Origin of the sequence: Croceibacterium aestuarii (genome assembly GCF_030657335.1) — a bacterium.
Classification (GTDB): domain Bacteria; phylum Pseudomonadota; class Alphaproteobacteria; order Sphingomonadales; family Sphingomonadaceae; genus Croceibacterium_B; species Croceibacterium_B aestuarii.
In genome coordinates, this window is the sequence record NZ_CP131039.1 from 644,028 (window position 1) to 669,339 (window position 25,312).

The 25,312-nt window shown below is 66.8% G+C and carries 23 protein-coding genes; 11 read left to right on the forward strand and 12 right to left on the reverse strand.

Annotated features, from left to right (window positions below):
• Positions 1–14: 14 nt before the first annotated feature.
• Positions 15–1,544: a M23 family metallopeptidase gene (locus Q7I88_RS03030; protein ID WP_305098551.1), complete on the reverse strand. Its 1,530-nt coding sequence runs from the start codon at positions 1,542–1,544 to the stop codon at positions 15–17.
• A 249-nt stretch (positions 1,545–1,793) separates the two neighbouring features.
• On the opposite strand from Q7I88_RS03030, the gene Q7I88_RS03035 reads away from it, so the two are divergent.
• From Q7I88_RS03035 to Q7I88_RS03070, 8 genes are all read left to right on the forward strand, one after another.
• Entirely contained in the window at positions 1,794–4,331 is a 2,538-nt protein-coding gene (locus Q7I88_RS03035) for a helicase-related protein (RefSeq protein ID WP_305097559.1), read from the forward strand.
• Entirely contained in the window at positions 4,332–4,643 is a 312-nt protein-coding gene (locus tag Q7I88_RS03040; RefSeq protein WP_305097560.1) for a S4 domain-containing protein, read from the forward strand. It begins immediately after the preceding gene.
• Complete coding sequence (gene fdxA, locus Q7I88_RS03045) at positions 4,640–4,978, forward strand: ferredoxin FdxA (protein ID WP_305097561.1); 339 nt, start codon at positions 4,640–4,642, stop codon at positions 4,976–4,978. The genes Q7I88_RS03040 and fdxA overlap by 4 nt, the downstream gene beginning before the upstream one ends.
• 120 nt (positions 4,979–5,098) lie before the next feature.
• Positions 5,099–5,908, forward strand: a complete 810-nt coding sequence (locus Q7I88_RS03050; RefSeq protein WP_305097562.1) for a YihY/virulence factor BrkB family protein — start codon at positions 5,099–5,101, stop codon at positions 5,906–5,908.
• Positions 5,909–6,169: 261 nt separating this feature from the next.
• Positions 6,170–6,703: a CarD family transcriptional regulator gene (locus Q7I88_RS03055; protein WP_159796497.1), complete on the forward strand. Its 534-nt coding sequence runs from the start codon at positions 6,170–6,172 to the stop codon at positions 6,701–6,703.
• A 163-nt stretch (positions 6,704–6,866) separates the two neighbouring features.
• Positions 6,867–7,619: a head GIN domain-containing protein gene (locus Q7I88_RS03060; RefSeq protein WP_305097563.1), complete on the forward strand. Its 753-nt coding sequence runs from the start codon at positions 6,867–6,869 to the stop codon at positions 7,617–7,619.
• A 93-nt stretch (positions 7,620–7,712) separates the two neighbouring features.
• On the forward strand, positions 7,713–8,543 hold the full coding sequence (locus Q7I88_RS03065; protein ID WP_305097564.1) for a head GIN domain-containing protein: 831 nt from the start codon (positions 7,713–7,715) through the stop codon (positions 8,541–8,543).
• A gap of 95 nt (positions 8,544–8,638) precedes the next feature.
• Positions 8,639–8,986, forward strand: a complete 348-nt coding sequence (locus Q7I88_RS03070) for a hypothetical protein (protein WP_305097565.1) — start codon at positions 8,639–8,641, stop codon at positions 8,984–8,986.
• On the opposite strand, the gene Q7I88_RS03075 is transcribed toward Q7I88_RS03070, so the two are convergent.
• Together Q7I88_RS03075 and Q7I88_RS03080 are read right to left on the reverse strand one after the other, a co-directional pair.
• Positions 8,983–9,918, reverse strand: coding sequence for an L-threonylcarbamoyladenylate synthase (locus tag Q7I88_RS03075; protein ID WP_305097566.1), 936 nt, complete (start codon positions 9,916–9,918; stop codon positions 8,983–8,985). The genes Q7I88_RS03070 and Q7I88_RS03075 overlap by 4 nt on opposite strands.
• A 32-nt stretch (positions 9,919–9,950) precedes the next feature.
• Entirely contained in the window at positions 9,951–11,321 is a 1,371-nt protein-coding gene (locus Q7I88_RS03080) for an aryl-sulfate sulfotransferase (RefSeq protein ID WP_305097567.1), read from the reverse strand.
• A gap of 84 nt (positions 11,322–11,405) precedes the next feature.
• On the opposite strand from Q7I88_RS03080, the gene Q7I88_RS03085 reads away from it, so the two are divergent.
• Complete coding sequence (locus tag Q7I88_RS03085) at positions 11,406–12,242, forward strand: ATP-binding protein (protein WP_305097568.1); 837 nt, start codon at positions 11,406–11,408, stop codon at positions 12,240–12,242.
• Between the two features lie 9 nt (positions 12,243–12,251).
• On the opposite strand, the gene Q7I88_RS03090 is transcribed toward Q7I88_RS03085, so the two are convergent.
• A complete protein-coding gene (locus Q7I88_RS03090; RefSeq protein WP_305097569.1) occupies positions 12,252–13,691 on the reverse strand; it encodes a PQQ-dependent sugar dehydrogenase in 1,440 nt (479 codons plus the stop codon).
• 64 nt (positions 13,692–13,755) lie between these two features.
• Between Q7I88_RS03090 and Q7I88_RS03095 the strand changes: the two genes are divergently transcribed.
• Both Q7I88_RS03095 and Q7I88_RS03100 read left to right on the forward strand, forming a co-directional pair.
• Positions 13,756–14,238 (forward strand): free L-methionine (R)-S-oxide reductase MsrC, encoded by a 483-nt coding sequence (locus Q7I88_RS03095; protein ID WP_305097570.1) that lies wholly within the window; start codon positions 13,756–13,758, stop codon positions 14,236–14,238.
• Positions 14,239–14,357: 119 nt separating this feature from the next.
• Positions 14,358–15,224, forward strand: a complete 867-nt coding sequence (locus tag Q7I88_RS03100; protein ID WP_305097571.1) for a hypothetical protein — start codon at positions 14,358–14,360, stop codon at positions 15,222–15,224.
• Here the strand turns inward: Q7I88_RS03100 and Q7I88_RS03105 are convergent, their stop codons facing one another.
• The 8 genes from Q7I88_RS03105 to mnmE all read right to left on the reverse strand — a co-directional run bounded on the left by Q7I88_RS03105 (position 15,225) and on the right by mnmE (position 25,307).
• On the reverse strand, positions 15,225–17,930 hold the full coding sequence (locus Q7I88_RS03105) for an MSCRAMM family protein (RefSeq protein ID WP_305097572.1): 2,706 nt from the start codon (positions 17,928–17,930) through the stop codon (positions 15,225–15,227).
• Between the two features lie 28 nt (positions 17,931–17,958).
• Entirely contained in the window at positions 17,959–18,804 is an 846-nt protein-coding gene (locus tag Q7I88_RS03110; protein WP_305097573.1) for a fimbrial biogenesis chaperone, read from the reverse strand.
• A 184-nt stretch (positions 18,805–18,988) separates the two neighbouring features.
• Complete coding sequence (locus Q7I88_RS03115; protein WP_305097574.1) at positions 18,989–19,561, reverse strand: DUF4402 domain-containing protein; 573 nt, start codon at positions 19,559–19,561, stop codon at positions 18,989–18,991.
• Positions 19,562–19,739: 178 nt separating this feature from the next.
• On the reverse strand, positions 19,740–20,714 hold the full coding sequence (locus tag Q7I88_RS03120) for a ParB/RepB/Spo0J family partition protein (protein ID WP_305097575.1): 975 nt from the start codon (positions 20,712–20,714) through the stop codon (positions 19,740–19,742).
• On the reverse strand, positions 20,711–21,487 hold the full coding sequence (locus Q7I88_RS03125; protein WP_305097576.1) for a ParA family protein: 777 nt from the start codon (positions 21,485–21,487) through the stop codon (positions 20,711–20,713). The genes Q7I88_RS03120 and Q7I88_RS03125 overlap by 4 nt, the downstream gene beginning before the upstream one ends.
• On the reverse strand, positions 21,484–22,113 hold the full coding sequence (rsmG, locus tag Q7I88_RS03130) for a 16S rRNA (guanine(527)-N(7))-methyltransferase RsmG (RefSeq protein ID WP_305097577.1): 630 nt from the start codon (positions 22,111–22,113) through the stop codon (positions 21,484–21,486). The genes Q7I88_RS03125 and rsmG overlap by 4 nt, the downstream gene beginning before the upstream one ends.
• Positions 22,110–23,960 (reverse strand): tRNA uridine-5-carboxymethylaminomethyl(34) synthesis enzyme MnmG, encoded by a 1,851-nt coding sequence (gene mnmG, locus Q7I88_RS03135; protein WP_305097578.1) that lies wholly within the window; start codon positions 23,958–23,960, stop codon positions 22,110–22,112. The genes rsmG and mnmG overlap by 4 nt, the downstream gene beginning before the upstream one ends.
• A gap of 66 nt (positions 23,961–24,026) precedes the next feature.
• Positions 24,027–25,307, reverse strand: a complete 1,281-nt coding sequence (gene mnmE / locus Q7I88_RS03140; RefSeq protein ID WP_305097579.1) for a tRNA uridine-5-carboxymethylaminomethyl(34) synthesis GTPase MnmE — start codon at positions 25,305–25,307, stop codon at positions 24,027–24,029.
• Positions 25,308–25,312: the final 5 nt, after the last annotated feature.

Consider the following 25,312-nt stretch of genomic DNA (forward strand, 5'->3'; position numbering starts at 1 on the left):
AATCGCCGGCGAGGTCAGCCGACCTTCTGCTTGCTCTCGATCCGGTCTATTTCGCGCACCGGCTCTTCCGACAAGGACGGGTCGGGCGCGACCGTCGCCAGCGCGGCGCCGGGCTCGACCTGTTGCAGCTTGGCCAGCTCGCTCTTGAACGCCGCCAGCTGGCCGCCGCTGAGTTGCATGCGGGTGACGAAGCGCACGCCGGTCGGGTCGACAGTCTTGCCACCGCGGTACATCTCGTAATGCAGGTGCGGTCCGGTCGAAAGCCCCGTCGAGCCGACATAGCCGATCACCTGGCCACGCCGGACGCGCTGGCCCGGGCGCACGGCGATGCGGCTCATGTGCGCGTAGCCAGTTTCCATCCCGCCGCCGTGCTGCAGCTTGACGAAATTGCCATGTCCACCGTGACGGCCGGCGAATTCGACGGTTCCGTCGGTCACCGCATGGATCGGCTCGCCGTAGTGGGCCCGAAAGTCGATGCCCTTGTGCATTCGGCTGTAGCCGAGAATGGGATGGCGGCGCATGCCGTATCCCGAAGACCTGCTCCCCGGCACCGGGGCGACGAGACCCGAGCGCATCTCGCCATTGCCCGAAGCCTCGTAAAAGCGCCCGTCGCTGCCCCAGCGCATCAATTGCTTGCGCGGCTTGCCGTCGCGGATCAGCCCCGCATACAGCAGCTTGCCGGTCTCGACCTCGCCGGTCGCAGCGCGCTTGTAGTCGACGATGATGTCGAACTCGTCGCTCGCGGCGATTGCGCTCGACACGTCGATCTCATCGCCCAGCGTACGCAGGTACTCCTGCACCGCCCTGGCCGGCGCGCCGGCATTGCGCGCCGAGCGATAGAGGCTCGAGCCGACCACGCCGCGAATGCGAAGCGGGGTCGTGTCGACCTTGATCGGGTGAGGATCGAGGACCAGCCGCCCCGCCTCTCGCGAGACCCCGAGCTGGAGATCGAAACGGGCGCGGAACGACAGCGCGTCGAGCGGCCGCGAGGCGCCCGGTGCCGGGCGCCGGCCGAGCGTGATATCCACCTGGGTGCCAGGCGCGATGTCGCCGAGCGGCATCGTCCCGGCGACGAGGTCGGCGATGTGGTCGGCTTCTGCGGTGCTCACGCCGGCGCGCTGCAGCATGCGTTCGAAGCTGTCGCCTTTGCTGAGCGTGGCCACGAGATCGAGCCGGGGGCGTTCGGGAGCGCTTCGGAGCGGTACGACTTCGCGGGTTGCGCCCATGCGCCGGCCACTGTCAGCCCCGAGGGCGAGCGGCATGATCATCTGACTGCGGAATTCGTCGCGCACGTCTTCGTCGACGGCGACCACCGGCTTGGCCTCGAGCGGGGCAAAGTCGGGCCAACCGGCAACCGCCAGGGCCGAAAGTGCGAGCAGCGTGGCCGCCCCCCGCAACCAGCGCCGCGAGCCGATATCGCGCGCCAGGTCGGGCGCAAAATCGAAATCGGCCAAGGCCACCGACGTCCGCTGTCGCCACTGTTCATAGCGTTCCGCAAACGAGGAAAAGCGCGCGATTCTGGTCGCCGCCGGAGCACCGAGCATCTGGAAATGCGACAGCGCGGCAGCGGCGGCCGAGCCGCCCCCTTGCTGCGAAACATCGCTGTCGCGATCCTTGAACAACACGCGCCCTCCTGCGCGGCCAGGGCCAGCGTGGCTGGCCGGGCCCGATCCGGCGTTTCCTATCGGTCAAACGGGGTGAGCGGATAAAGTAAATTTCCTCTTAATGCGGCTGAGCCGAGTCCTGCCTGCGTCGAACTGTTGAGCGCAGCCGTGCCGGGCTTGCGACAAGCGGTGCGGCACGCCACATTTGCCGGCGACGTGACCGCATCGAACTCCGACAGCCGCGTGCGCGCCGTGCTCGGCCCCACCAATACCGGCAAGACCCACTTGGCGATCGAGCGCCTGTGCGGGCATTCGAGCGGCGCGATCGGCTTCCCGCTGCGCCTGCTGGCGCGTGAGGTCTACGACAAAGTCCGGGCGATCAAGGGCGACAAGCACGTCGCGCTGATCACCGGCGAGGAGCGGATCGAACCGCCACAAGCGCGCTATTACCTGTGTACCGCCGAGGCCATGCCGCGCGATGGGGGCGACCTGGCTTTCGTCGCTCTCGACGAGGCGCAGCTCGCCGCGGATCCAGAGCGCGGACACCTCTTTACCGATCGGCTGCTCAACGCCCGCGGCCGCGAGGAGACGATGCTGCTCGGTTCGGCGACGCTGGAACCGATGGTTCGCGCGCTGGTGCCCGGCGCGAGTGTCGAAGACCGACCGCGCTTTTCGACGCTGAAGCACGCCGGTTCATCGAAACTCAGCCGACTTCCGCCGCGTTCGGCGCTCGTCGCGTTCAGCGCCGAGCATGTCTACGCCATGGCCGAGATGCTGCGTCGCTTTCGCGGCGGCGCGGCTGTCGTCATGGGCGCGCTGAGCCCCGAAACGCGCAACCGCCAGGTCGAGTTGTTCCAGTCGGGAGAGGTCGACTACATCGTCGCCACCGATGCAATCGGCATGGGTCTCAATCTCGATGTGACTCACGTCGCCTTTGCCTCGCTGAGCAAGTTCGACGGGCGGCGCCAGCGGCGGCTGACACCGGCGGAGATGGCGCAGATCGCCGGGCGCTCCGGGCGCCACCAGAAAGATGGCACGTTCGGGACGCTGTCGGGCAGCAAGGCATTCGGCGGTGCCGAGTTCAGCGAAGATGAAATCTACGCCATCGAGGAACACCGTTTCGCGCCCTTGACCCATCTCTACTGGCGCGAGTCCGAGCCGCGCCACGACGACCTGGCGACCCTGATCGCCGATCTCGAAGCGCGACCCGACGAACCCCAGCTGCTCGCCGCGCCCGAAGCGATCGATCTCGCGGTGCTCAAACGCTTGGCCGAAGACGACGGCGTGGTGCAAGGCCTTGGCTCGGCCGCCGCAGTGCGCCGTTTCTGGCAGCTCTGCCAGCTGCCCGATTTCCGCCAGCAGGGCGCCGACATGCACGCCCGCTTCGTCGCCCGGCTGTGGCAGGACCTGCGCCACGGCCACCTCGGCGAAGACTACGTGGCGGCGCGAATCGCCGAGCTCGACAACACCCAGGGCGATATCGATGCCTTGCAGGGACGCATCGCCGCGGTCCGTTCCTGGGCCTACATCTGCCAGCGCCCCGACTGGGTCCGTTCGCGCGACGAGATGGCCGCCCGCGCGCGCGGCGCGGAGGCGCGATTGTCCGACGCCCTGCACCAGCGGCTCACCGAACGTTTCGTCAATCGCCGGACCGCTGTATTGATGAAGACCATGGGCAAGGACGCCGAATTGCTGCGTGTGGCGCTGGAAGACGACGGCAAGGTCGTGGTCGAAGGGCACGCGATCGGTCATCTCGAGGGGTTTCGCTTCGTCGTCGATGCCATGGCGACAAGCGAAGAGCAGCGCCTGCTGCTTGCCGCTGCCGAGCGGCACATGCCGAAGTTGCTCGCCGAACGGGCGAAACAGATGATCGCCAGCGAACTCGGCGAACTGAGGATCGCGCGCGGCCAGGTGCTGCGCGGCGGCGAGGCGGTCGCGTCGATAGAGCGCGGGACCACGCGCTCGCGTCCGCGGCTCGAACTGACGAAGGAACTGCGCTCGCTCGGACCGGCGCAGCGCGGGCGGCTGTGCGAAGCGCTGGAGCTATGGCTGACCGAGCAGCTGGCGCCGCTCGCGCCGCTTGCGGCGATCGAGGCGGCGGCACAGGACCAGGCGACCGGCAGCGAGGTGCGAGCGCTGCTCCTCACGCTGGCCGAGCACGGCGGGACCCTGCCGCGCGAGCGGGCCGGGTTGGCGGTGGTGCCGAAAGAGAAGCGCCCGCTGCTCAGGCGTCTCGGCGTCACGATCGGCTCGCTCGACGTTTTCGCGCCGGCCTTGCTCAAGCCGGCGGCGCGGACCCTGCTGCGGGAACTCGGCCTCGACCGGCGCCCGGTCAACCCCGGGATGGAAGCGGTGATCGCGGCGGGCAAGACCGTCCCGGCCGGCTATCGCCGCGCGGGCCGACAGGCGATCCGCGTCGACATGGCCGAAAAGCTGTTTCGCGCCGCGCACGAACAGCGCGCCGCAGGGCGGCGCCGCGGCTTTGCGGTCGACCCCGCGCTCGCCACTTCGATGGGTCTCAAGGAGGACAGCTTTCTCAAGCTGATGCGCGATGCGGGATTCCGCCGCAACGATCCGCCGCGACTCGCCGCCGGGGCATTCGGCCCCCCCGTTCCGGCGCGCTGGAGCTGGCGCGGGCCGCGCAAGGACCGCGATCCTGCGCCGCGTGGCCGCCCGGAAACTTCGGCCAACAGCGCCTTTGCCGCGCTCGCCGAGTTGATGCGCTGAATGCGGATCGACAAGCTGCTCTACTGCCTGCGCTTTGCCCGGTCGCGCTCGGCTGCGCAGCGCTGGATCGGCGAGGGCCATATTCGCCGCAACGGCGCGCGGGTGGTCCGCCAGGATCAGCCGATCGCCGTGGGCGACGTGCTCACCCTGCCCCTGCGCAGCAAAGTCCTGCCAATCGAAATCCTCGCCCTGCCGGTTCGCCGCGGGCCGGGCAGTGAGGCACGCAACTGCTATCGCCCGCTTGACGCAGTTGGCGCAATTGCCATAGCGGGCGAGCAAGACGCGCCACAAAAAGGAGCAGCGCACCCATGACTTACGTCGTCACCGACGCCTGCATAAAGTGCAAGTATACCGACTGCGTCGAGGTGTGCCCGGTCGACTGTTTCTACGAGGGCGAAACGATGCTGGTGATCAATCCCAGCGAGTGCATCGACTGCGGTGTGTGCGAGCCGGAATGCCCCGCCGAAGCCATCCTGCCGGACACCGAGGGCGGCCTCGAGCAGTGGCTCGAGCTCAACACCAAGTATTCCGCCGAATGGCCGAACATCACCGAGAAGAAGGATCCGCCCGACGACGCCGACGAGCACAAGGGCGAAGACGGCAAGTTCGACAAGTACTTCACGCCAGAGCCGGGCGAAGGCGACTAGGCGGGCACAAAATCGCCGCGCATCCGTAGGAAACGGGTGGGCACGAGCAAAACAAGCCGCGAATCAACGGGTTCTCCCTCGCTTTTCGAGCTCGAGGCGGGGGACTGGAAGCCAATCCTGGTGCGCGCCGCGCGCGAGAGTTTCGACGACAACCTTGCCCTGATCGCCGCTGGGGCTGCGTTCTACGCCTTCGTGGCCATCGTGCCGCTGCTCGCCGCGGCGGTGCTCATCTATGGAATGGCCGTCGAGCCCGAACAGGTTTCCAAGCACGTCCAGGCGCTCGCCTCGGTGTTACCGCCCTCGGCCGCCGACCTCGTCGCCCGCGAAATGCACACCGTCGTTGCGGGCTCCGACGGCAAGAAGGGCTTCGGTCTCGTCCTGGCCCTGGCGCTGGCACTGTTTTGGGCGCGTAACGGAGCAGGCGGTATCATTGCTGCGCTCGGCATCGCCTACGAGCGCGAGGATCGGCGGGGCATTCTCCACCTCACGCTGCTGGCCCTGCTGATGACGCTCGGCGCCATCTTCGCAACGGGCGTCGTCGTTGCCGCCATCGTGCTGCTGGCGGGCCTCGGGACCCTAATACCCGGCGTCGGTCCCGGATCGGCGACGCTCTACGAGACGGTGACCTACCTCGTCCTCCTGCTCGCCGGCATGGCCGCAGCCGCCACGCTCTATCGCTATGCCCCGGACGGGGCCGAACCGCGCTGGCAATGGGTCACCCCGGGGTCCGTCATCAGCGGAGTGCTCTGGGTCGTACTGATCGTGGGCTTCGGTCTCTACGTCAGGAACTTCGGCCACTACGACGCGACCTACGGCTCGCTCGGCGCAGTGATCATGCTGCTGACGCTGATGTGGCTCGGCTGTTACGTCCTGCTGTTCGGCGCGGAGGTGAACTGGGCCGCGCGCGAGCAAGCGGCCGCGAAATCGTAATGCTTGCTCGGGCCTGGGGCTTCCGAGGCGGCTTGTAGAACAAGCGCTGCGGGGAGAACGGAAGGAGGCTGGCAATTTTGTTGCGAATCTGCTACACAATCGTCCAACTGCCGCGGTTTTCCACAGGCGGCAGCCGATAAGGACAAGCAGGAGCTCACCCCCCAAGCGTCACCGAAAGATTGTACGGGTCGCCTCCCGGCGGTTCGGGCAGGTTTCGCTGACACAGTTCTCCGGGCTTCCTGCGTGACGAAAGGATTACAAATGGCTGCGAATGCGCCCGCCTTCGATGTCGGCGATTATGTTGTGTACCCCAAGCACGGCGTCGGCCGTGTGATCGAACTGCAGAGCGAGGAAATCGCCGGGATGCAGCTCGAACTCTACGTGCTGCGTTTCGAGAAGGAACGCATGACCCTGCGCGTTCCCGTCAACAAGGTCGAAGCGATCGGCATGCGCAAGCTGTCGAGCGACAAGACCCTCAAGGAGGCGATGGAAACGCTCAAGGGCAAGCCCAAGGTCAAGCGCACCATGTGGTCGCGCCGGGCGCAGGAATACGAAGCCAAGATCAATTCGGGCGACCTGGTGTCGATTGCCGAGGTGACCCGCGACCTGTTCCGGCCCGAAGACCAGCCGGAGCAGTCTTATTCCGAACGGCAGATCTTCGAAGCGGCCTCGAGCCGCCTCGCCCGCGAGCTGGCGGCGATGGAAAAGACCGACGAACCGACCGCGCTCGGCAAGATTCTCGACGTGCTGCGTAAGTATGCCCCGCAGTACTACGAAAACACCGAAGACGCCTGATCGCCTGCCCGCTGGGCTCGCGACAACCATCGATTGGGCCGCCCGGGAAACCGAGCGGCCTTTTCATTCGCCGAGCGGGCCATCCGGCTCGATGGATTACATTGCAGACGGCGCTCCAAGCCTGTATTATTGCCTTAACACACGGCAACAGGAGAATTTTGCGATGAGCTTCAAGAAAGTCCTCAAGGCACTCGGCCCCGTCGTCGCCATCGCTATAGCAGGGGGTCTGGCCGCCTGTGACAACGCGGACTTTACCGTGAACGGCAAGAAGGGCGTGCCGCTTGCCGACCTCGACCTGACGGGCAAGACACCGAGCGAGGTCGCGCTCCTCGGCCCCGATACCGTCGACGTCCGGACCGGCGAGACCCTGGCGATCGAGGTGGAGGGCGACGACGCGGTCAAGGACCTGCTGCGCTTCGTGCTCGACGACGAATCGCTGGCCATCATGCGTGCCAAGGGTGATGCCAAGGGTACCGCGGCGGTCACTGTCACCATGCCGAGCCCCCGCAAGCTGACCGTGGGCGGCTCGGGCAAGCTGACCGCCGCCGAACTGACCGGCGACGCCGAAGCCAATGTGCTCGGTTCGGGTTCGCTCGAAGTGGCCGGCATTTCGGCCGACAAGCTCTCGGCGAACGTCGCGGGGTCGGGCTCGATGAAGGCATCGGGCAAGACGGGCGAGCTCAATCTGGACGTCCTCGGCAGCGGCAGCGCCAAGCTCGGCGGCCTGAGCGCTGACAAGGCCGACGTGACCATCGCGGGATCGGGCGGCGCGACGTTCGCCTCGGACGGCGAGGTCGAGGCCGAGATTCTCGGTTCTGGCAGCGTGACGGTGCGCGGCGACGCGCGCTGCAAGGTCCATTCGGTCGGTTCGGGCAGCCTCGTCTGCGAGCGCAACACGGAAACGGTCGACGACTGAACCGGCGCTTCCCCCTTGCCCACCGCTGCGCCGGCGCGTTAACGACTGCCGCAGCGCTAACGACAGGGGACGTGCCGATATGAGTGTTCCGTTGTGAGCCGGCGCGGGCTGCCCCCGGCCAAGCCGAGGCTGCGCAAGCGCGAGATCGCCTTGGCAGTCGGCATCGGCCTGATCGGCGCGACCGGCGCGGCCGCGGTGATCGAGGGCATGCACGAGGACAGGACGCCCGTCGCTGCAAGCGCGCCGGCGGGGGTCGTCGGCGAAGACGGTGCCCGCACCTACCAGGTCGGATCGTTCGACACTATCGCCACGATTGGCCCGCAGGACGTTGTCGTGACCTACGGCGACGACTTCTCGGTTCGCGCCGAGGGGCCGTCCAGCGCGCTGTCGAAGCTCGAAGTCGTCACGCAGAACGGGACTTTGACGATCAAGCCGCAGAGCACCTTCGGCTTTGATTTCGGCCGCATGGAAGGGGCAACATTCTATGTGACCGTGCCGAAACTGACCGGCGTCGTCCTGACCGGCTCGGGCGACATGACGGTCGACAAGGTCGTGGGCGACAAGTTCTCAGGCACGATTGCGGGCTCGGGGGAGCTGGAGGTTGCCGCGATGGAGGTCGACAAGGCCGATTTCAAAGTGATGGGCTCGGGAACGCTTTCCACCACTGGCACCGCGCATTCAGCCAATGTCTTCATCGGCGGCTCAGGCGAGATCGATGCGTCCAAATTGAAGAGCGACGACGCCTCGATCACTGTCGCCGGATCGGGCGACGTCGGCCTGTTCGTCGCCAAAGCGGCGAAGATCTCGATCATGGGCAGCGGCGACGTCGATATCGACGGGACCGATAACTGCACGGTGTCGAACAGGGGCAGCGGAGACGTGAGTTGCAACGGTGCGGAGATTACCGGCCAATCCGACACCTGATATTGTCGGGCGAAGCCCCATGCTTCCCCACCGAGGTTCCCGAAAGAGGCTGGGCATTCACAGACCGGCAACCGTCGTCCGCCTAGGCCAATGACATGACCTCGCGTGCATCCACGGGCCTGCGCTATACGGCGCTGGCCGCCCTCGCCCCGCTGCTGCTCGGCGGCTGTCTCGCCAAGACCGCGCTCGATGTCGCCACGGCGCCGATCAAGGCGACCAGCCGGGCAGTCGATCTGGCGACGACAAGCCAGTCCGAAGCCGACGAGAAACGCGGTCGCGAAATTCGCCGGCGCGAAGAAAAGCTAGCGAAGCTCGACAAGCGGCTGCGCAAGCAGGAAACGAAGTGCCTCAAGGGCGACGACAGTGCCTGCCGCGAATCGGTCGAAACGCGCCGGGATATCGAAACGCTCTTGCCCACCGTTCCGCTCGAACGCGACCGCTAGGCGGCCGCGCGGCGTAGACGGTCGTTGATCGCCGCGCCCATGCCCGTTTCGCGAATCTCCGCCACGGCAATCCGCGGCTTCGCTGACGCCGCGGCTTCGTGCAGGCATTGGTAGAGCCGGGCGGCCGCCTCGGCGAGGTCGCCCGTCGCCGATAGGGTGCAATCCCCCTTGAGCGCCCCGAAACCGATCAGGAACTCGCCTGCTTGCGCGGCCTGCGCCCCGAGCCGCAACGGCTTGCCAGGCGAATAGTGCTGCGCCAGCTGGCCCGGCGCTTCGATCGCGCCGCCTTGCAGAGGCAGCGGCTCTCCGAGCACGCTTGCAATCTCCGCTTCGCCGATCGGGCCGGGGCGAAGCAGTTGCCAACCGTTGTCGCGCAGCGCGACTATTGTCGATTCGAGGCCGCGCGAGCAGATTCCGCCGTCGATCACCGCAGCGACCGAAGCGCCGAGCGAAGCAACGACGTGGCGCGGCTGCGTCGGACTGAGCGCGCCGCTGCGGTTGGCGGAGGGCGCCGCGAGCGGGAGACCAGTTTCGGCAAGCAGGCGCCGGGTCGCCGGGTGATCGGGCATGCGCAGCGCGACTGTCGGCAAGCCCGCCGTCACCGCCGGGGCAAGTCCACTGTCGTCTCGCAGCGGCAGGACGAGGGTCAGGGGGCCGGGCCAGTAGCGCGCGGCGAGATTTTCGGCGCGTTCGTCGAGCACCGCCAGCCTGCGCGCCGTGCCGAGCGAAGCGACGTGGACGATCAGCGGGTTGAAGTCGGGCCGGCCCTTGGCGCGGTAGATCGCCGCCACGGCGTCCACCCGGTCGGCCCTCGCGGCAAGGCCGTAGACCGTTTCGGTCGGCACCGCGACGAGGCCGCCGGCGCGTAGGATTTCTCCGGCGCGGGCGAGCCCGGCAGCGTCGGGAGCAAGGATTTCCGGCGCGACGTCCACCGCGCGGCGCTACAACGCGCCGCCCCCGCGCGCTAGTCCGGCGTGCCGGGCACGTGGAAGGTCCCCGGCGCGGGCGGGACAATCGGCACTTCGCCCGGCGGCGCGACTTGCGGCAGCCAGGCGTAGGGAATGCGGTAGGCGCGGTAGACCGCGTTCGAACGGCGCCCCACCTCGCCCGGCGGGTTCATGAATTCCCAGACCACGTCCTTGTCCGCGGTGACCTCGAAAATCCGCCCGGGCGCGCCTTCGGTCACCAGCGTGTTGCCGTTGGGCAGGCGCTGCGCGCTGCTGATGTTGGTGCTGTAGAAATTGGGCGCGGAGTAGGACCAGATCAGCTCGAGCGTCACCGGATCGATTTCCAGCACTCGCGAGTTCGCCCGCTGGTAGAGCGAATTGCCGAGCGGCGAGATCGGGCTGGGATCGCCGTATCCGCTGGCCCCGCCGTTGTCGAAGATCAGCACGTTGCCCGCACCCGGCAGGCCGCGCGGAATCATGTGGACGTGGTGCTGCCCGATAACCTGGCCGATCTTCGCCATCTGCGGCGTGGCGCTGAAGTCGGGGCCGAGCTGCCAGGCGATCGAGCCGTCGCGCGCGGCGATCGCGATCACGCTCGACTGGCGGCTCGAGACGATCACGTTATCCGGGTGGAAACGCTCGTCGCCGGCGTCGAACCACTTGTTCGGCCCCACATAAGTCGCCGAATTGGTGTGCATCCAGTCGTACCCGTCGCGCGTGCCGAGCCGGGCGATCGCCGCCCGCGCCCGCTCGCCGTAGCCAAGGCTGCCGATGTGTTCGCCGGCGATCCACTGCCAGCCAATCTCGCCATCCGCACCGACTTCGATCAACCGGTCGTCCTCGAGCAGCGTGGCGGCAATGCCCGGATCCCTGCGACTGGTGTGAGTCAGGAGCAGGGTCCGCCCACCGAGCGCCGGTGTCGCAGCGGGTGAGTAATATCCCGCGGGGAGGCTGGCGAGCTGCCAGTCGTGGTGCTGCCGCGCGCTCCATTGCCGCCCCGATTCCGGCTCGATCTGCTCGGCATGGTCGAAGCGCCACAGTTCCTTGCCGGCGAAGTCGACCGCGACCAGCGCGGTGGATTCCTGATGGCGCGCAAAGGCGCCCTGCGGGGCAACGAGCACGCCGCCGGGCAGGACGCGCGCGGGACCGCCGGCCGAAACGTTGAAGCCGTCCCAGCGCTTCACGGTCCGCCCGTTCATGTCGATGACCAGCACCGCCGGGGTGTCGAGCGTCGAGACCACAGTGAATCCGCTCCAGGTCCTGCCCGGATCGAAGATCGTCGTGCCAGTCGGAAATACCGTCGGTGCGGCCCAGCCGGTCGCCCCGGCGAGTCCGGCCAGTCCGGCGAGGCCGCCGGCGAATCCGCGCCGGGTCAGTGCCATGGTCATCGCGGTCTCCCCTCTCCCACCGGCAAGTCTAGGCAATCCAAAGCCGGCGGCAAGGCCAATCGCCGCTTGACCGCGGGGCCGCGAATGGCCGAACCAGCCGGCATGACCGATCTTGCCGACATCCTGCGCCGCCTCGCCGAACTGGGCGAGACGAAGTCGGGCGAAACAACCGACTGGCGCGCCGCCCCGGCCTATGTCTGGACCGGCACTAGCGGGAAACCGGTCGCGCAGATCGCCGCCCCGCCGCTAGCGCTGCTCAAGGGCATAGACCGGCAGAAGGCCGCCGCGACCGAGAACGTCGCCCGGCTGGCCGCGGGCCACGCGGCCCACGACATGCTGCTCTGGGGTGCGCGCGGCATGGGCAAGTCGGCGCTGGTTCGCTCGGCGGTCGCGGCGGCGCAGGAGGACGGCGCTGCGCGCCTCGCCCTGGTCCAGGCCGGAACCGATTCGCTCGATGCCCTGCCCGCGCTGTTCGCCGAGCTGGCCGGACAGGCGCGCAACTTCCTCGTCTTCATCGACGACCTCGGCTTCGCCGAGGGCGATACGCATGGACCCCGGCACTTGCGCAGCTGGCTCGAAGGTGGCGTCGAGGCACGCCCCGACAACGTGCGCCTTGCTGTCACCTCGAACCGCCGGGCGATCGTTCCGCGCGAGATGAGCGAGCAGGACGACCCGATCAATCCGCGCGACGCGGTCGATGACCGGCTGGCCTTGGCCGACCGCTTCGGCCTCTCGCTCGGCTTCCACGCCTGTTCGCAGGACGAATACCTCGCCATCGTCGCCGGCTATGCGGGCGAACACGGCCTCGACTGGGATGAAAGCGAGGCGCTCGAGTGGTCGAAGCGGCGCGGCGCGCGATCGGGCCGGGTCGCCTGGCACTATGTCACCGAACTGGCCGGACGCGCCGGCCAGAAGCTCTAGGGCGCGATCCTAGGGCGCTTCGTCGAAGGCGCGAGCGGGGTCGCCCTTGAGCTCCTTGCGCGGCGGCAGCGGCTTGCCGGTGTTGCGCACTTGCGCTCCGGCCGGCTCGGCGCCCGGTCTGGTGACCCGCCAGATGATCCCCGCGGTATCGTCGCTGACCAGCAGCGCGCCGGTCTTGTCCCACGCCACCCAGGTCGGGCGGCCGTTGGTCTCGTCGTCGTTCCTCAGGAAGCTCTTGAGCACCGGCACCGGCTTGCCGACCGGGTTGCCGCGTTCGTCGAACGCCACGTAGACCACGTCGTAGCCCGCGGCCGGCTTGCGGTTCCACGAACCGTGCCGGGCAACGAAGGCGCCGTGGTCGAACCCCGCGCCCATCGTGCTGCCCTCGTGGGTGAAGGCGAGACCGAGCGCGGCGACGTGCGGACCCAGCGCGAATTCGGGCCGCCGGGTGTATTCGGCCAGGAACTGCGGCATCGGCGCCTCGACGCGGTCATCGAACTTGTCGCCCCAGTAGATCCACGGCCAGCCGTACTGCGCGCCGACCGGCACGTTGGTGAGGTAATCGGGCACGAGATCCGATCCGAGCATGTCGCGCTCGTTGACCGTGGTCCACAGCTCGCCGCTCCACGGGTTCCAGGCGAGACCGTTGGAATTGCGAAGGCCCAGCGCGTAAGGCCGCGACTGGCCGCTGGCGATGTCGTATTCATGGATCGCTGCGCGGTTTTCCTCGGCCTTCATCCCGCCTTCACCAATGTTCGAGGCCGAACCGACGGTGATGTAGAGCTGATTGCCGTCGGGGCTCAGCACGATGTTGCGCATCCAATGGTTGCCCCCGCCGGGCAGGTCGAGCAGCTTTTCCGGCTCGCCGGTGATCGCCGCATCGCCGAGCTGGTAATCGAAGCGCAGCAGGGCGTTGTGGTCGGCGACGTAGAGCTTGCCGTCCTGCCACACGAGGCCGCCGGGCGATTGCAGGTCGTCGCGCAGCACCTCGCGCGCCTCTGCCTTGCCGTCCCCGTCGGCATCGCGCAGCAGAACCAGCTTGTCGGGCGAAGGCTCGTCGGCCCCGGCCTTGCTGAACAGGAACCCGGCGACGAGGTTGGTCAGCCAGCCGCCGGCCACCACGCGGTCGGGCGCGTTGCTCTCGGAAACGAGGATGTCGCCGTTGGGCAGGGGATAGATGATGCGCGGATGGTCGAGTCCCTCGGCAAACCGCGTCACCGTCAGACCCTCGGCCGCCTCCGGGACGGCGCCCTCGGGCCAACCGACCGGCTTGAACACCTTGACCGTCGGTATGGTCTGCGGATCGGGCTCGGCCAGTTGCGGATCGTCGCCTGTGACGGCCGCGACGCTGAGATCGGCGGGATCGCCGCGCAGCACCCACCAGAGCGCGACGGCGAGGACGAGGATCAGCACGAGCAAAGCGATGCCGATTTTCTTCAGGATAGCCATGGCGGCTGGATAGGGCAGCGGCGGGCTTGCGGCAATGCCGCGGCGCGCCTAGCTGGCGGGCACGATGTACGATTTCCAGGCCGATATCGACCAGCCCAAGTCCCAGTTCTACCGCGAACTCGCCGCCGCGGCCGACGCGCTGACGGCGGGCGAGCCGGATGCGGTGGCCAACATGGCCAACGTTGCCGCGCTGGTCTGGCAACTCGTGCCCGAGCTCAACTGGGCGGGGTTCTACCGCGCGATCGGCGAAGAACTCGTGCTGGGGCCGTTTTGCGGACGCCCGGCGTGCATCCGCATCCCCTTCGGCAGTGGCGTTTGCGGCACGGCGGCACTGAATGGCGAGAGCCAGCTGGTGGCCGACGTCCACGCCTTCCCCGGCCACATTGCCTGCGACGCAGCAAGCCAGTCGGAACTCGTGGTCCCGGTGGTCCGCGATGATACGGTCGTGGCGGTGATCGATCTCGATTCGCCGCGCGCCGGGCGCTTCGACGAAGAAGACCTCGCCGGGATTGAGGCGCTTGCCGGGATACTCGCCGCCCGCATCTGATTCGGCCCGTTTCGGGACACGGCCAGCGAACGCTTTGGTTTGCCGCGGCCTGCGATGGTAACCACCGGGTTAACTCGCGGGTCCTCCCCGCGTGCGGATTCGACAGGGGACCAGGGACCATGAAGCGCATTGCTTTTTCGCTCGTCGCGGCCACGGCCATGATGGCCGGCGTATCGCCGGCGCTGGCGCAGGACGGATATACGTTGCCGCCTCCGCCGCCGATCGATCCGCAGACCTATGAGCAGGCGCCCTACCAGCAGGCCCCGGCGGCCATGCCGGTCCAGACCTACGGAGACGCCGGGGTGCCCGCGCCGCAAGTCCAGTACCAGCAAACCGGCCCCCTTCGGCATTATGGCTACGGCGAAGCGCAGTATGCCCCGCCGCCCGCCCAATATCCCGCCGTGCAGGGACTGCCGCCGGTTCCCTCGGTCGGCTACACGCGCGACCAGCGCGAAGCCTGGCTGGCCGATTGCCGGCAGCAGTATTACGGCCCGAAGAAGAAGAACGGCGGAATAATCGGCGGCCTGCTCGGCATGGTCGGCGGAGGCATCGCCGGTCACGAGCTGACCGACGGACCGAGAACGCGACGGATCGGCGGAACGCTGATTGGTGCTGGCGTCGGCGGACTGGTGGGGGCCGCGATCGGTTCGGCCATAGGCGCGGCGGCCGACCGTGAGGACATGGACGAATGCGAGGCCTATCTGAGCCACTACACCGGCGGCTACGGCCTTGGCCCGATGCCCGCCGCGCCGGCCTATGGTCCGGGCTATGGCTACGGCTACGGTTACGGCGGATACGTCACGATTATGGTGCCGGTGCCGATGCAGCCGACTTACATCTACACTGCCCCGACGCGTCACGAGACCCGGTACGTGACAGAGGAAGTCGTCGAGGAGAGGATCGCGGCCCCGCGAACCAAGTACGTGCGCACGATCCAGCCAACCAAGTACATCAAGGCCAAGCCGGCCGCGAAGTACACAAAGTAATCAGGGCGAGCTACCGCCAAGCGGCAAGCCGCCGGCGCTGGCGATCGTGGTGGCCTGGAGCCGCACGATCCCGATTTCGACCAGCGTGACTTGGGGCGAGAGAATCGCCGTGCGGCCGAGGTCGCGCACGGTCCCCAGCGCTCGGGCAGTGCTCGCGGCGAGGCGCAGGCGGTAAGTGCCATAGGGCACGCGTTCGAACAGGAAGAACCCGTCATACTCGGTCAGCGTCGTGGCCGCGACGTCACCGTCCTGGTCGACCAGTTCGAGTTCGACCCCCGCGCGCGGGGTGTCCTCGAGCCCGTGGATCTCTCCCTCGATTTCGCCGGTCGGCGCGACCGGCAACTCGATTTCGCTGGTAATGCCGGCGCGCGGCGTCAGCACCAGGCCCTTCTTCACCGGCATCAGGAACGGATCGGGTAGCGTCGATTCGTCGACCGCCAGCAGGACCTGTTCGTAGGGGGAGAGGTTCTCGACGATCGTGCGGCCCTGCTTGTCGGTCGGGTCGGAGGCGCCGAATTGGCCGGCGGTGATGCCGACACCAGGCAAGGCTTCCTCGCCCGGCGAGCGAATCCCGTCGCCGTTTTCGTCGAGGAACACGGTGACCGCCGCCTGGCCCCGCCGGGCGAGCTTGTTCTGCGAGAATCGCAGGCCGTGGCCGAAAGGGTCGGGGCCGAAGCTGAAGTTGAGCGCGACATTAGCGCCGAGCGCACCGTTGGTATCGCCCGTGGCAGATACGTTGAGCGCAAACCTGTCGAACTGGCGCACGTAGCCGGCCTGGAACTCGGTCACCCGCTGGCGCGCGTCGTAGTCGGCCTCCAGCCGCAGGTCGGAGCGCTCGTCGAGCGACTTTTCGACGGTCACGCGGGCGCTTTCGAATCCCTTGCGCGATCCGCCCAGGCGATACTGTCCGTCGGCGCGCACGGTCAGCCCGAGTATCCGAGTATTGGCGAGCAGGCCGACCGAGGTCGCCTCGTCGCTGAGCTGCGGACCGAACACCTGGCGGTGAACGACGATGCCCGTCAGGGCAAGGCGCGGCAGGACGAGAGACGCGCGCGCCAACCATTCGTTAACCTTCTGGCCGTTGCGCTTCTCGGTGCGCTGGAAACCCGCGGAAATCGGGAAGACCCGCCGGCCCTTGCCGAGTGTGGTATCGAGTTGGAAACTTTGCGCCGACTTGTCGTCCTCCTGCACCAGGCCGCTGACATAGCCACCGTCGACGAAGAATGACTGCGCCTGGACGTTTATCTTGCCGAATCGGCCCAACGCCTGGGCGCGATAGGCGCGCCCCCGGCCCAGTTCCTGCGCCGCGGAGAGGTTGAGGACCATCTTTCCGAGCGTGCGCTGCAGGTCGAGTTCGGCGTACTGGCGTCGTTTGCCGTCGAGAAGCAGCGATTGCCCGTTCGCCCCGAGAACCGTGAGGTTGTCGAGCCCGTATTGCGCCCCGAAGCCATATTGCCAGCCTGTTTCGGGTCGGCCTGGCGGATCGTGGAAGGATATCAGGTCGCGGTTGCGCTGGATGACCCCGGCCCAGTACTCGAACTTGCCTGGCGGCACGGCGCCGTAACCGACCGGAATCGACTGGCTCTCGCGCCGGATCTGACCTTGCGGGCCGTACAGCACGACCTCGAGCTCGTTCTGGCCATAGACGAGGTTGACCTCGAATTCGTAGCGCCCGTCTTCGCGATCGCTCTGGAAGGCGAGCAACTGGCCGTTGCGGTACAGTTCGGCGTCCCAGCCTATGGGCAGGACCCCGCGCAGCACGGTGCTGCCGAAGCGTGAGGGGCGCTGCAACGGGCGGTTGCTGACGAAGGCGCCGCGGCCGATGCCGCCGGCACCGGCGAGGTCGCCTGAGAAGACCTCAACGTCCCCCACCGCGACCTGCGTGGCCCTCAGCGGCCCCAGCATTCCGCCTTTTGGATCCTTGCGGTAGGCGCGCACCCGCAAAGTGTCGGGCGTGCCCTTGTTGTCGGAGGCAAGCCGCGCGTCGTAGCTGACCTTGGCGACCTCGCCGCTGGCAAACAGCTCGTAGCGCATGTCGAGCTGCGTTTGGCCCTGGCCGCTGCGCAGGCCGGCGCGAGCGACCACGTCGACCGAGGGGGCGCGCCACGCCTTGTAGGGCGTCTCGGCCTTCGGGTAGGCGGAGAGGTCGAATGTCTTGTCTTCGCGAAGTCGCGCTGCACGACTCTTGCGCTCGATCGCCTCGATGAAGGGCAAGGGCTGCTCGCTTTCGAGCTTGAGCACAGACTGATAGAGGTTTGGCGTAAGGGTGGCGCCGAGCCAGCCGCCGAGCGACTTGACGTCCACGCACCAGCCCTCGGGCATGTCGAAGATTTCGCCGGGGAGCAAATTTCGCTCGTTGTTCATGATTTGTACCGTATTTTTGTCGCGGTCGATCGTGAAGGTCTGGTCCTCGCGGAACAGCCAGCCGGTCGCGCGGCGCGACTTCTTGTCGAGCCGGACCGGAAGGTCGAGGGCGAGGATCATGTCTCCCAGATCCACACAGACGCCATTTGCAGACTGATAGCCGCGCAACTCGTTGCGCAAGTTGAACTTTTTAACCTGAAGCTGGAGCAGGACGAAGTCTTCGGCGGTCGGAGCCGCGACAGGACCCGCCGGGGTCTGGGCCCTGACCGGAACGCCGAACGCCAGCAAGGCCGCCGCGCCCAGCGCGACGGCCTTGCCGGTCCATGTCCGAAAAGCCTTCATAGGTCTGTCCGCAAGCGGGACTGCTTGCTCAGCCGAGGACAGCGTCGACCGAAGCGATAAGTCCGCCGCCGCTCTCGACCGAGTCGCGGAATTCGATCCGCACCGGCCCCTTCAGCGCAGCGCTTTGTTCGGGCGTTATGGCGAACGCGGTGTGGCGCTCGCTTATCTCCGGATAGACCCCGAGGCCGCGGGCAACGAACACAGGTTCGCTGGCACCCTGGGGGTAGACGAGCAAGTCGCCGTAGATCGACGAGGTGCCGCTGCGTTCCATATCGACAGCGAACGCGTCGCCCTGCGGCGTGTGTTCGATGCGCGGGTTGGCGAGCCCGGCGGTAACCTTGAGTTCGCCCTTGCGGATGATGATCGGCATGACGATGCCGTAAATCGGCGTCAACCTGATGGAGATTCCCTCGCCCGATCCTTCCTGCTGATCGGCCACCGACTTGACCTTGGGCAAGGCAGCGAACGACATGTGCACGCGGTATTCGCCGTCGGGGAGGTCGGCGCCCGGCCTGGCGCTGATCCGCACCGACTGGGGCTGATCCGGCGGCAGGGTGACGCGGCGCGGGGCATAGCGGATCATCTCGAGCGCCGCCTTCTCGGTTGCGGTCTCTTCGCTTTCGCTGACCGGAACGAGGTTGCCGTCCTCGTCCATCCGGCGCAGTTCGAGCGTAATACGGTAGGTGGCTTCCTCGTTGCCCATGTTGTTGAGGATCACCTCGCCGCCGCGGCGCCCATCGAGCACCAGGCGGGTTGGTGCGATGAGCAGATCTCCCTGGGCCGAAGCCGGCATCGGTACGATCGTCGCTAGCGCCGCCAGGGCGGCTATCGAACTCTTGAACAAGGTGTGGATAGGTGTCGCTTCAAGGCGCATCGGCGTGGTCTCCCTCAGGGGACGCCCCTAAGTGGCTTCCCCTAGTTGGTGCCAATTGCCTAGGGCGTCAGGGTTAATTCGGCGTAAACCCTGCCCCTTGTGAGCAAAACAAAACCGCCCCCGCGCCACGCGCGGGGGCGGTTTGCTGTTCGCCCGTGGCCGGGTGCGGCCGCCTGGCGCTCGCTCAGTTGTAAGCGACCGAAACGGTCAGGGTTCCGCTGTAGACCCCCGGAGCCATGTTCGGCTGAACGATCAGATCGCCGCCGACGCTGAACGACCCGGCGCCGCCCGCGCTAAGCAGCAACTGGTTGGAATTGGCGCCGTTGACTGCGTTGGTCTGGAAGTTGTTGACGGTCATCGTCGAGGCGAAGCCGGCCGGGGCCGTTCCACCGTTGGCGACGGTGTCGTAGCTCAGCGTCTCGGACGTGTTGACGAAGGCCACATCGACCGCAAGACCGCCGAGCCCCGTCACGTTGAACAGCGGAGCCGCCGTGGTGCCGCCGCAAATGAGGCCGGTCGGGCAGGTACCGCGCGAACCGTCGGTGCCGACCGAAATCGTCTGGTTGGCGGTAATGCCGCCGTCGGCGATCGTGCCGAAATTCAGCGTGTCGGCCGTGGGATCGACATCTACCGACAGTGCGCTGAGGATGGTCGCCGTAACATCTGCCGAATCGGTGGTCGCGGCAGAGGCGGCCGAGGCAACGCCAAGCGACGCCATGGCGACGCCGGCAGCGGCGTAACGGAGAATCTTGCTCATAAGTGGTCCCTTCCAAGCTATTTTTTAAACGGACAGGCACCCATTGCCCGCCGAACGACCGCATCAGAGGTCCGTTCAGTAGGCGCTGTTAGCCGCTGCTTCGTTCAGCCTTGGTGGGCAACTATGGTTAATGACCACGCGTTTTCCCTTAAGGGATTCGACGCGGGCCCTTCTCTTCCTAGATCGAGGCGCCGGTCAGGCGCTGGCAAATCAAGTCGAGCTGGTCGAGCGTGCGGTAGCGAATGGTTACTGCACCCGAGCGCGGGTCCGCGTCGGTGGCGATCCGCACGTTGAGGCCCAAAAATTCCTCGAGGTGATTTTGCACCGCGGCGATATCCGCGTCCTCGCCCGGATCGCGCGGCTCGCGCGCCTTGCGCTGCCCGCCGCTGCCTTTCGCCCCGCGGGCGAGTTTTTCCACCTCGCGCACGGAGAGGCCGTCTGCAACCGCTCGCTCGGCCAGCTCGCCGGCATTATCGACACCGATCAGCGCCCGCGCATGGCCCATATCGAGACGACCCGCCTCGACATGATCGAGCACCGCATCCGGCAGCTGCAGCAAGCGCTGCAAGTTGGCGACATGGCTGCGCGACTTTTCGACCAGCTTGGCTATTTCCGCCTGGGTCATTCCTTCCTGTTCGGACAAGCGCTGGTAGGCGCGCGCTTCCTCGACCGGGTTGAGATCCTCGCGCTGAATGTTCTCGATGAGCGCCAGCGCCATCACCTCGCGCTCTTCGAGATCGCGAATTATCGCAGGTATTTCATGGACTTGCGCCTTTTGCGCGGCGCGCCAGCGGCGCTCGCCCGCGACCAGCTGGAAACGCCCTGCAGAGAGCGGGCGGACAATGACCGGCTGGATCACCCCTCGCGCAGCGATCGATTGGGCAAGCTCGCCGAGCGCCGCTTCGTCGAAGCGTCGACGCGGCTGGTCCGGGTGCGCCTCGATAGCCCCTACGGCAAGCATGGCGAGACCCTCGGCAGCATGCCGCTCGGTGCGATCGGCCGACGCTTCGTAGCCCTCCACTTCGACCCCGTGCAGGTCGCTTCGCACCAGCGGCTCCTCGCGCCGGGCTTCGCCGAGAAGCGCGCCGAGCCCTTTGCCGAGCTTGCGCCGCGCCGGCGGCTTGGCTGCAGCGGCGTTTTCCTTCGCGCTCATGCGGCGATCCTCTCTTTGGGCAACCGGCCGATCAGTTCGCGGGCCAATGCCATATAGGCGCGGCTACCGGCACAGGAGTGGTCGTAAATCAGTGCCGGCAGACCATGGCTGGGAGCTTCGGACAGCCGTACGTTGCGGGGAATGACAGCTTCGAACACGAGGTTACCGAGGCATTCGCGAACGTCGTCAGAGACCTGATCGGTCAAGCGGTTGCGGCGGTCGAACATCGTCAGGACGATCCCGACAATGCCCAGATCACGGTTGAAGCGTCCCTGCACCCGTTCGACCGTCTGAAGCAGCTGGCTCAGCCCTTCGAGAGCGAAGAATTCGCATTGCAGGGGGACCATGAGCGTATCGGCGGCCGTCAAGGCGTTGAGCGTGAGGAGTCCCAGGGAGGGCGGACAGTCGATGAAGCAGATTTCATGGCCCTTGTGCTCTCTGAGCGCATCGCGAAGGCGCGTGGCCCGGTTTTCCTCGGCGACCAGCTCGAGTTCCGCTCCGCTGAGGTCGACCGTCGAAGGAATGATCTCGAGGTTTGGGATGGCCGTGGCCATGGTACACTCGTCTGCGGGAGTGCCTTCGACGAGAAGATCATAGCTGGTTCGAGCGCGATCCGCGCTCGCTATGCCAAGGCCCGTAGAGGCGTTGCCTTGGGGATCGAGATCAATAAGTAGCGTCTTCCAGCCGGTGGCAGCCATGGCGGTCGCGATATTGATGGCAGTGGTGGTCTTGCCCACGCCGCCCTTTTGGTTCGCGATCGCTATCCGTATCATGCTGGTTCGGGCCTACCCCTGCCTACTATTATGCCTGCTTGCGGATCGGTCGCCGATTGTTCCACGTGGAACAGCGCGGCGCTCGGTGTGGGCAAGTCCTGCACTTCCTGCCCTGCGGAACGCCCTTTGGGCAACAGCCACATGGTGTCCGGTGTGGAAAACCGGGCGGACAAATCGAGCAGCTTGGGCAGCGGCGCGAAGGCGCGCGCGGAAATTATACCGGCGGAGAAGCTCTCCACACTTTCCAGCTTGCGTCCTTCTACCCGGCAGTTCGTAAGGCCTAGCTCCAACGCCGCCCGCGATAGCCACTCGGCGCGTTTGCGCCGGGATTCCACCAGGACGCAGACCGTATCTGGGCGCATGGCCGCGATCACCAGCCCGGGCGGGCCCGCACCTGTGCCGAGGTCGAGCCAAGGCGATGTTTTACGTGAAACATAGGCAAGTAGCTGCGCGCTATCGGCGAAGTGCCGGCGCCAAAGGAATTCTTCGCTCGATTTGGCGATGAGGTTCTGAACGCGATTCTCGGCGAGCATGAGGACGGCCAGTCGATCCAGGCGCTTCAGGCCTTCGTCATCGGTATATCCCGCACAGAAGCTACGTGCCTCGTGTTCGTCGTGTACCGTCATGCTGCTTCACCCGCCTTGCGCGCGTGAACCAAGATCACCGCCAAAGCTGCGGGCGTTATCCCTCGTACCCGCTCGGCATCCGCGAGGGTCTGAGGTCGCGCAGCTGACAGGCGTTCGATCATTTCCTTCGAAAGGCCCGGAATCCCGTTGTAGGTAAACTCCTGGCCAAGACGAACCGCGCCGCTCGATCGCATATCGCGCAACTCAGCGGCCTGCCGCGCCAGATATGGCGCATAGCGAGCGTCTTCTTCGACTTCGGATGCCAATTCGCTTGTCGGATCGAGGTCGCCATCGAACCATGGCGCGAAATCGCCGAGATCCATATCGAAGCGCAGCCAGTCGGCGATTCGACGTGAGCCTCCGTCGCGCTTAACGGAAAGACCGTGAGCGGCGAGCTGGGACGCTGACAGTTCACGGTCGAGAACCTGCGCCCAACGCGACGCGTCCTCCGTCCGCCTTTGGAACCAGGCTGCGCGTTCGTCGCCGACGCAACCGGCGGAAAGGGCCAGCGGCGTAAGCCGGGTCGCGGCGTTGTTCGCTCGAAGGCGCAGTCGATACTCAGCTCGCGCCGTGAGCATGCGATAGGGTTCGCTAACGCCGTGCAGAGTGAGGTCGTCGACCATCACCGCGATGTAGCCGTTGCCGCGGTCCAAACGGACGGGGTCGCGATCGAGGACCGCGGCGGCTGCCTGCATTCCGGCGACCAGCCCTTGCGCAGCCGCTTCCTCGTATCCGGTGGTGCCGTTAATCTGGCCAGCGCAGTAGAGCCCCGGCATGGTGCGGACTTCGAGAGAGGCCGTCAGGCTGCGGGGATCGATATGGTCGTACTCGACGGCGTAACCCGGCACGGCCATTTCCACCCGCTCGAGACCCTTCATGGTCCGCAGCATGGCGAGCTGAACCTCGCTCGGCAACGAAGTGCTGATGCCGTTGGGATAGACGGTGGAGACGCCCAGCCCCTCCGGTTCGAGAAACACCTGATGCCCGTCGCGATCGGGGAAACGATGAATCTTGTCCTCTATCGAGGGACAATAGCGGGGTCCGGCGGCGCCGATCGCTCCGCTAAACAACGGTGAGCGATGGAGATTGGCGCGGATAATCTCGTGGCTCCGCGGGTTCGTTCGGGTAATCGCACAAAACACCTGCGGATTGCGCCGCTCCGAGGTCAAGGGCGACATCGTCCAGGGGTCCGCGTCGGATTCCTGCCGTTCGAGGTTTGCCCAATCGATCGTGCGTCCGTCGAGGCGCGGCGGAGTACCCGTCTTGAGCCGCGCCAGCGGTAGCGCCGCTTCCCGCAGACGCTCGGCAAGAGCATGGGCCGAGCTTTCACCGATGCGCCCACCCTCGAAACGCACTTCGCCGCGAAACAGCCGTCCGCCCAGGAATGTGCCGGTGCACAGTACGACGGCGGCGGCCGAGAGCGTCGCGCCCCCCGCCAGCTTCAGGCCCACCACGCGTCCACCCTGCATCACCAGGTCTGCAGCTTCGCCCGCGATGACTTCAAGATTGCTCTGCGCCGTGAGCATCGTCTGAACCGCGCTCTTGAAAAGTGAGCGATCGGCCTGGACCCGAGGGCCCCACACCGCACGCCCCTTCGAACGGTTGAGCATGCGGTAATGAATGGCAGCGGCGTCGGCCGCCCGGCCGATTAGGCCGTCGAAAGCGTCGACCTCGCGAACCAGATGACCCTTGCCGAGTCCCCCGATCGCGGGGTTGCAGCTCATGGCCCCGACAGTGCTGGGATCGAACGTCACGAGCGCCGTGCGCGCGCCCATGCGCGCCGCAGCCGCAGCCGCTTCGCACCCGGCGTGACCTCCGCCGACAACGATGACCTGGAATTCTCGCATCAACGGTCGCCGATAATGGCCCTGGGCCTTGCGGTCAAAGCAAGACAGTGTTCCACGTGAAACAGGCTATTTTCCGACGCAAAAGCGACCGAACAGCGAATTGAGCATGTCCTCCGTAGAGGCCTTCCCGGTCAGGCGATCGAAAGCTGCCCGCGCGAGCCGTAAGTTCTCGGCAACCAGGAGCGGATCGTCATTCGGCTCGCATGCGGCCAGGGCCTCGGCGGCTTCCTCAATCAGCGACCGCTGCCGGCGGGCCAGCGCTGGCCTGTTCATTCCCCCCAACGCGCTGCGCGCCTCGGCCTCGATCGCCTGCCACAAAGTCACCACCCCTTCGCCGGTCACTGCCGAGAGGCGATGGTCGGGCACGCTCTTCGGCGCGCGATCGGGCCGATCGATCTGAGCTTCCACCTCCCACGCGCCCGGTGGACCCTCGCCTTCGGGGCCCAGCCACAGGATCAGATCGGCACGGCCGAGTTCCGCCCGTGCACGGCCGATGCCGACCTCTTCGATCACATCGCCACCCTCGTCGCGCAGTCCGGCCATGTCGACCAGGGTGATCGGAACCCCGCCCACCGCGATATTGCGCACCAGCACATCGCGCGTGGTGCCCGCCGCAGGCGAGACAATCGCCGCCTCTTCCTCGAGCAACCGATTGAAGAGCGTCGACTTTCCGGCGTTAGGCGGGCCGGCCAGCGCCACCCTGTAGCCATCGCGGAGCATTTCCGCCCGCGGTGCCGCGAGGGCGTTCCTCAAGTCCGCCACTAACCCACTGATATCCCTTTCGAAATGGTCTCCAAGACCGTCGACATCGCCCTCTTCGTCGAAATCGAGTACCGCCTCCACTTGCGCCGAAAGCGCCAGGACCCGAGCGAGCCATCCCTCGACCTCGCGCGACAGCGATCCACCGGCTACACCGATGGCCGCGCGGCGTTGCATCTCGGTTTCCGCCATGACGAGGTCGGCGAGGCCTTCGACCTGCAACAGATCGATCTGGCCATTGGCGAAAGCGCGCCGCGTGAATTCGCCGGCCCGTGCCGGGCGAAACCCCTCTATCGTTGCGAGCTCATTGCAGACTGCCTCGACCACCGCCCGCCCGCCGTGCAGCTGCAGCTCGGCGCAATCCTCGCCGGTTTCGGACCTCGGGCCCGGAAACCACAGGATCAGCGCCTCGTCGAGCAGGGCACCGGCGGAATCTCGCAATCGGCTTAGCTTGGCAGCGCGCGGCAGCGGTATCCCCCCGGCCAGCCGCTCCAGCGCTACACCGGCGCGCGGGCCGCTGATCCGCACGACTGCGATCGCCGCGGGCGGCGCTCCGCTGGACAGCGCGAAGATGGTGTCGGCGACCACTGGCG

Bases quoted from the DNA above. Each gene is read 5' to 3' on its own strand.
- Q7I88_RS03030 (WP_305098551.1), bottom strand. From the start codon at position 1,544: ATGCTCGGTGCTCCGGCGGCGACCAGAATCGCGCGCTTTTCCTCGTTT.
- Q7I88_RS03040 (WP_305097560.1), top strand. From the start codon at position 4,332: ATGCGGATCGACAAGCTGCTCTACTGCCTGCGCTTTGCCCGGTCGCGC.
- fdxA (WP_305097561.1), top strand. From the start codon at position 4,640: ATGACTTACGTCGTCACCGACGCCTGCATAAAGTGCAAGTATACCGAC.
- Q7I88_RS03055 (WP_159796497.1), top strand. From the start codon at position 6,170: ATGGCTGCGAATGCGCCCGCCTTCGATGTCGGCGATTATGTTGTGTAC.
- Q7I88_RS03060 (WP_305097563.1), top strand. From the start codon at position 6,867: ATGAGCTTCAAGAAAGTCCTCAAGGCACTCGGCCCCGTCGTCGCCATC.
- Q7I88_RS03070 (WP_305097565.1), top strand. From the start codon at position 8,639: ATGACCTCGCGTGCATCCACGGGCCTGCGCTATACGGCGCTGGCCGCC.
- Q7I88_RS03080 (WP_305097567.1), bottom strand. From the start codon at position 11,321: ATGACCATGGCACTGACCCGGCGCGGATTCGCCGGCGGCCTCGCCGGA.
- Q7I88_RS03085 (WP_305097568.1), top strand. From the start codon at position 11,406: ATGGCCGAACCAGCCGGCATGACCGATCTTGCCGACATCCTGCGCCGC.
- Q7I88_RS03090 (WP_305097569.1), bottom strand. From the start codon at position 13,691: ATGGCTATCCTGAAGAAAATCGGCATCGCTTTGCTCGTGCTGATCCTC.
- Q7I88_RS03095 (WP_305097570.1), top strand. From the start codon at position 13,756: ATGTACGATTTCCAGGCCGATATCGACCAGCCCAAGTCCCAGTTCTAC.
- Q7I88_RS03100 (WP_305097571.1), top strand. From the start codon at position 14,358: ATGAAGCGCATTGCTTTTTCGCTCGTCGCGGCCACGGCCATGATGGCC.
- Q7I88_RS03105 (WP_305097572.1), bottom strand. From the start codon at position 17,930: ATGAAGGCTTTTCGGACATGGACCGGCAAGGCCGTCGCGCTGGGCGCG.
- Q7I88_RS03110 (WP_305097573.1), bottom strand. From the start codon at position 18,804: ATGCGCCTTGAAGCGACACCTATCCACACCTTGTTCAAGAGTTCGATA.
- Q7I88_RS03115 (WP_305097574.1), bottom strand. From the start codon at position 19,561: ATGAGCAAGATTCTCCGTTACGCCGCTGCCGGCGTCGCCATGGCGTCG.
- Q7I88_RS03120 (WP_305097575.1), bottom strand. From the start codon at position 20,714: ATGAGCGCGAAGGAAAACGCCGCTGCAGCCAAGCCGCCGGCGCGGCGC.
- Q7I88_RS03125 (WP_305097576.1), bottom strand. From the start codon at position 21,487: ATGATACGGATAGCGATCGCGAACCAAAAGGGCGGCGTGGGCAAGACC.
- rsmG (WP_305097577.1), bottom strand. From the start codon at position 22,113: ATGACGGTACACGACGAACACGAGGCACGTAGCTTCTGTGCGGGATAT.
- mnmG (WP_305097578.1), bottom strand. From the start codon at position 23,960: ATGCGAGAATTCCAGGTCATCGTTGTCGGCGGAGGTCACGCCGGGTGC.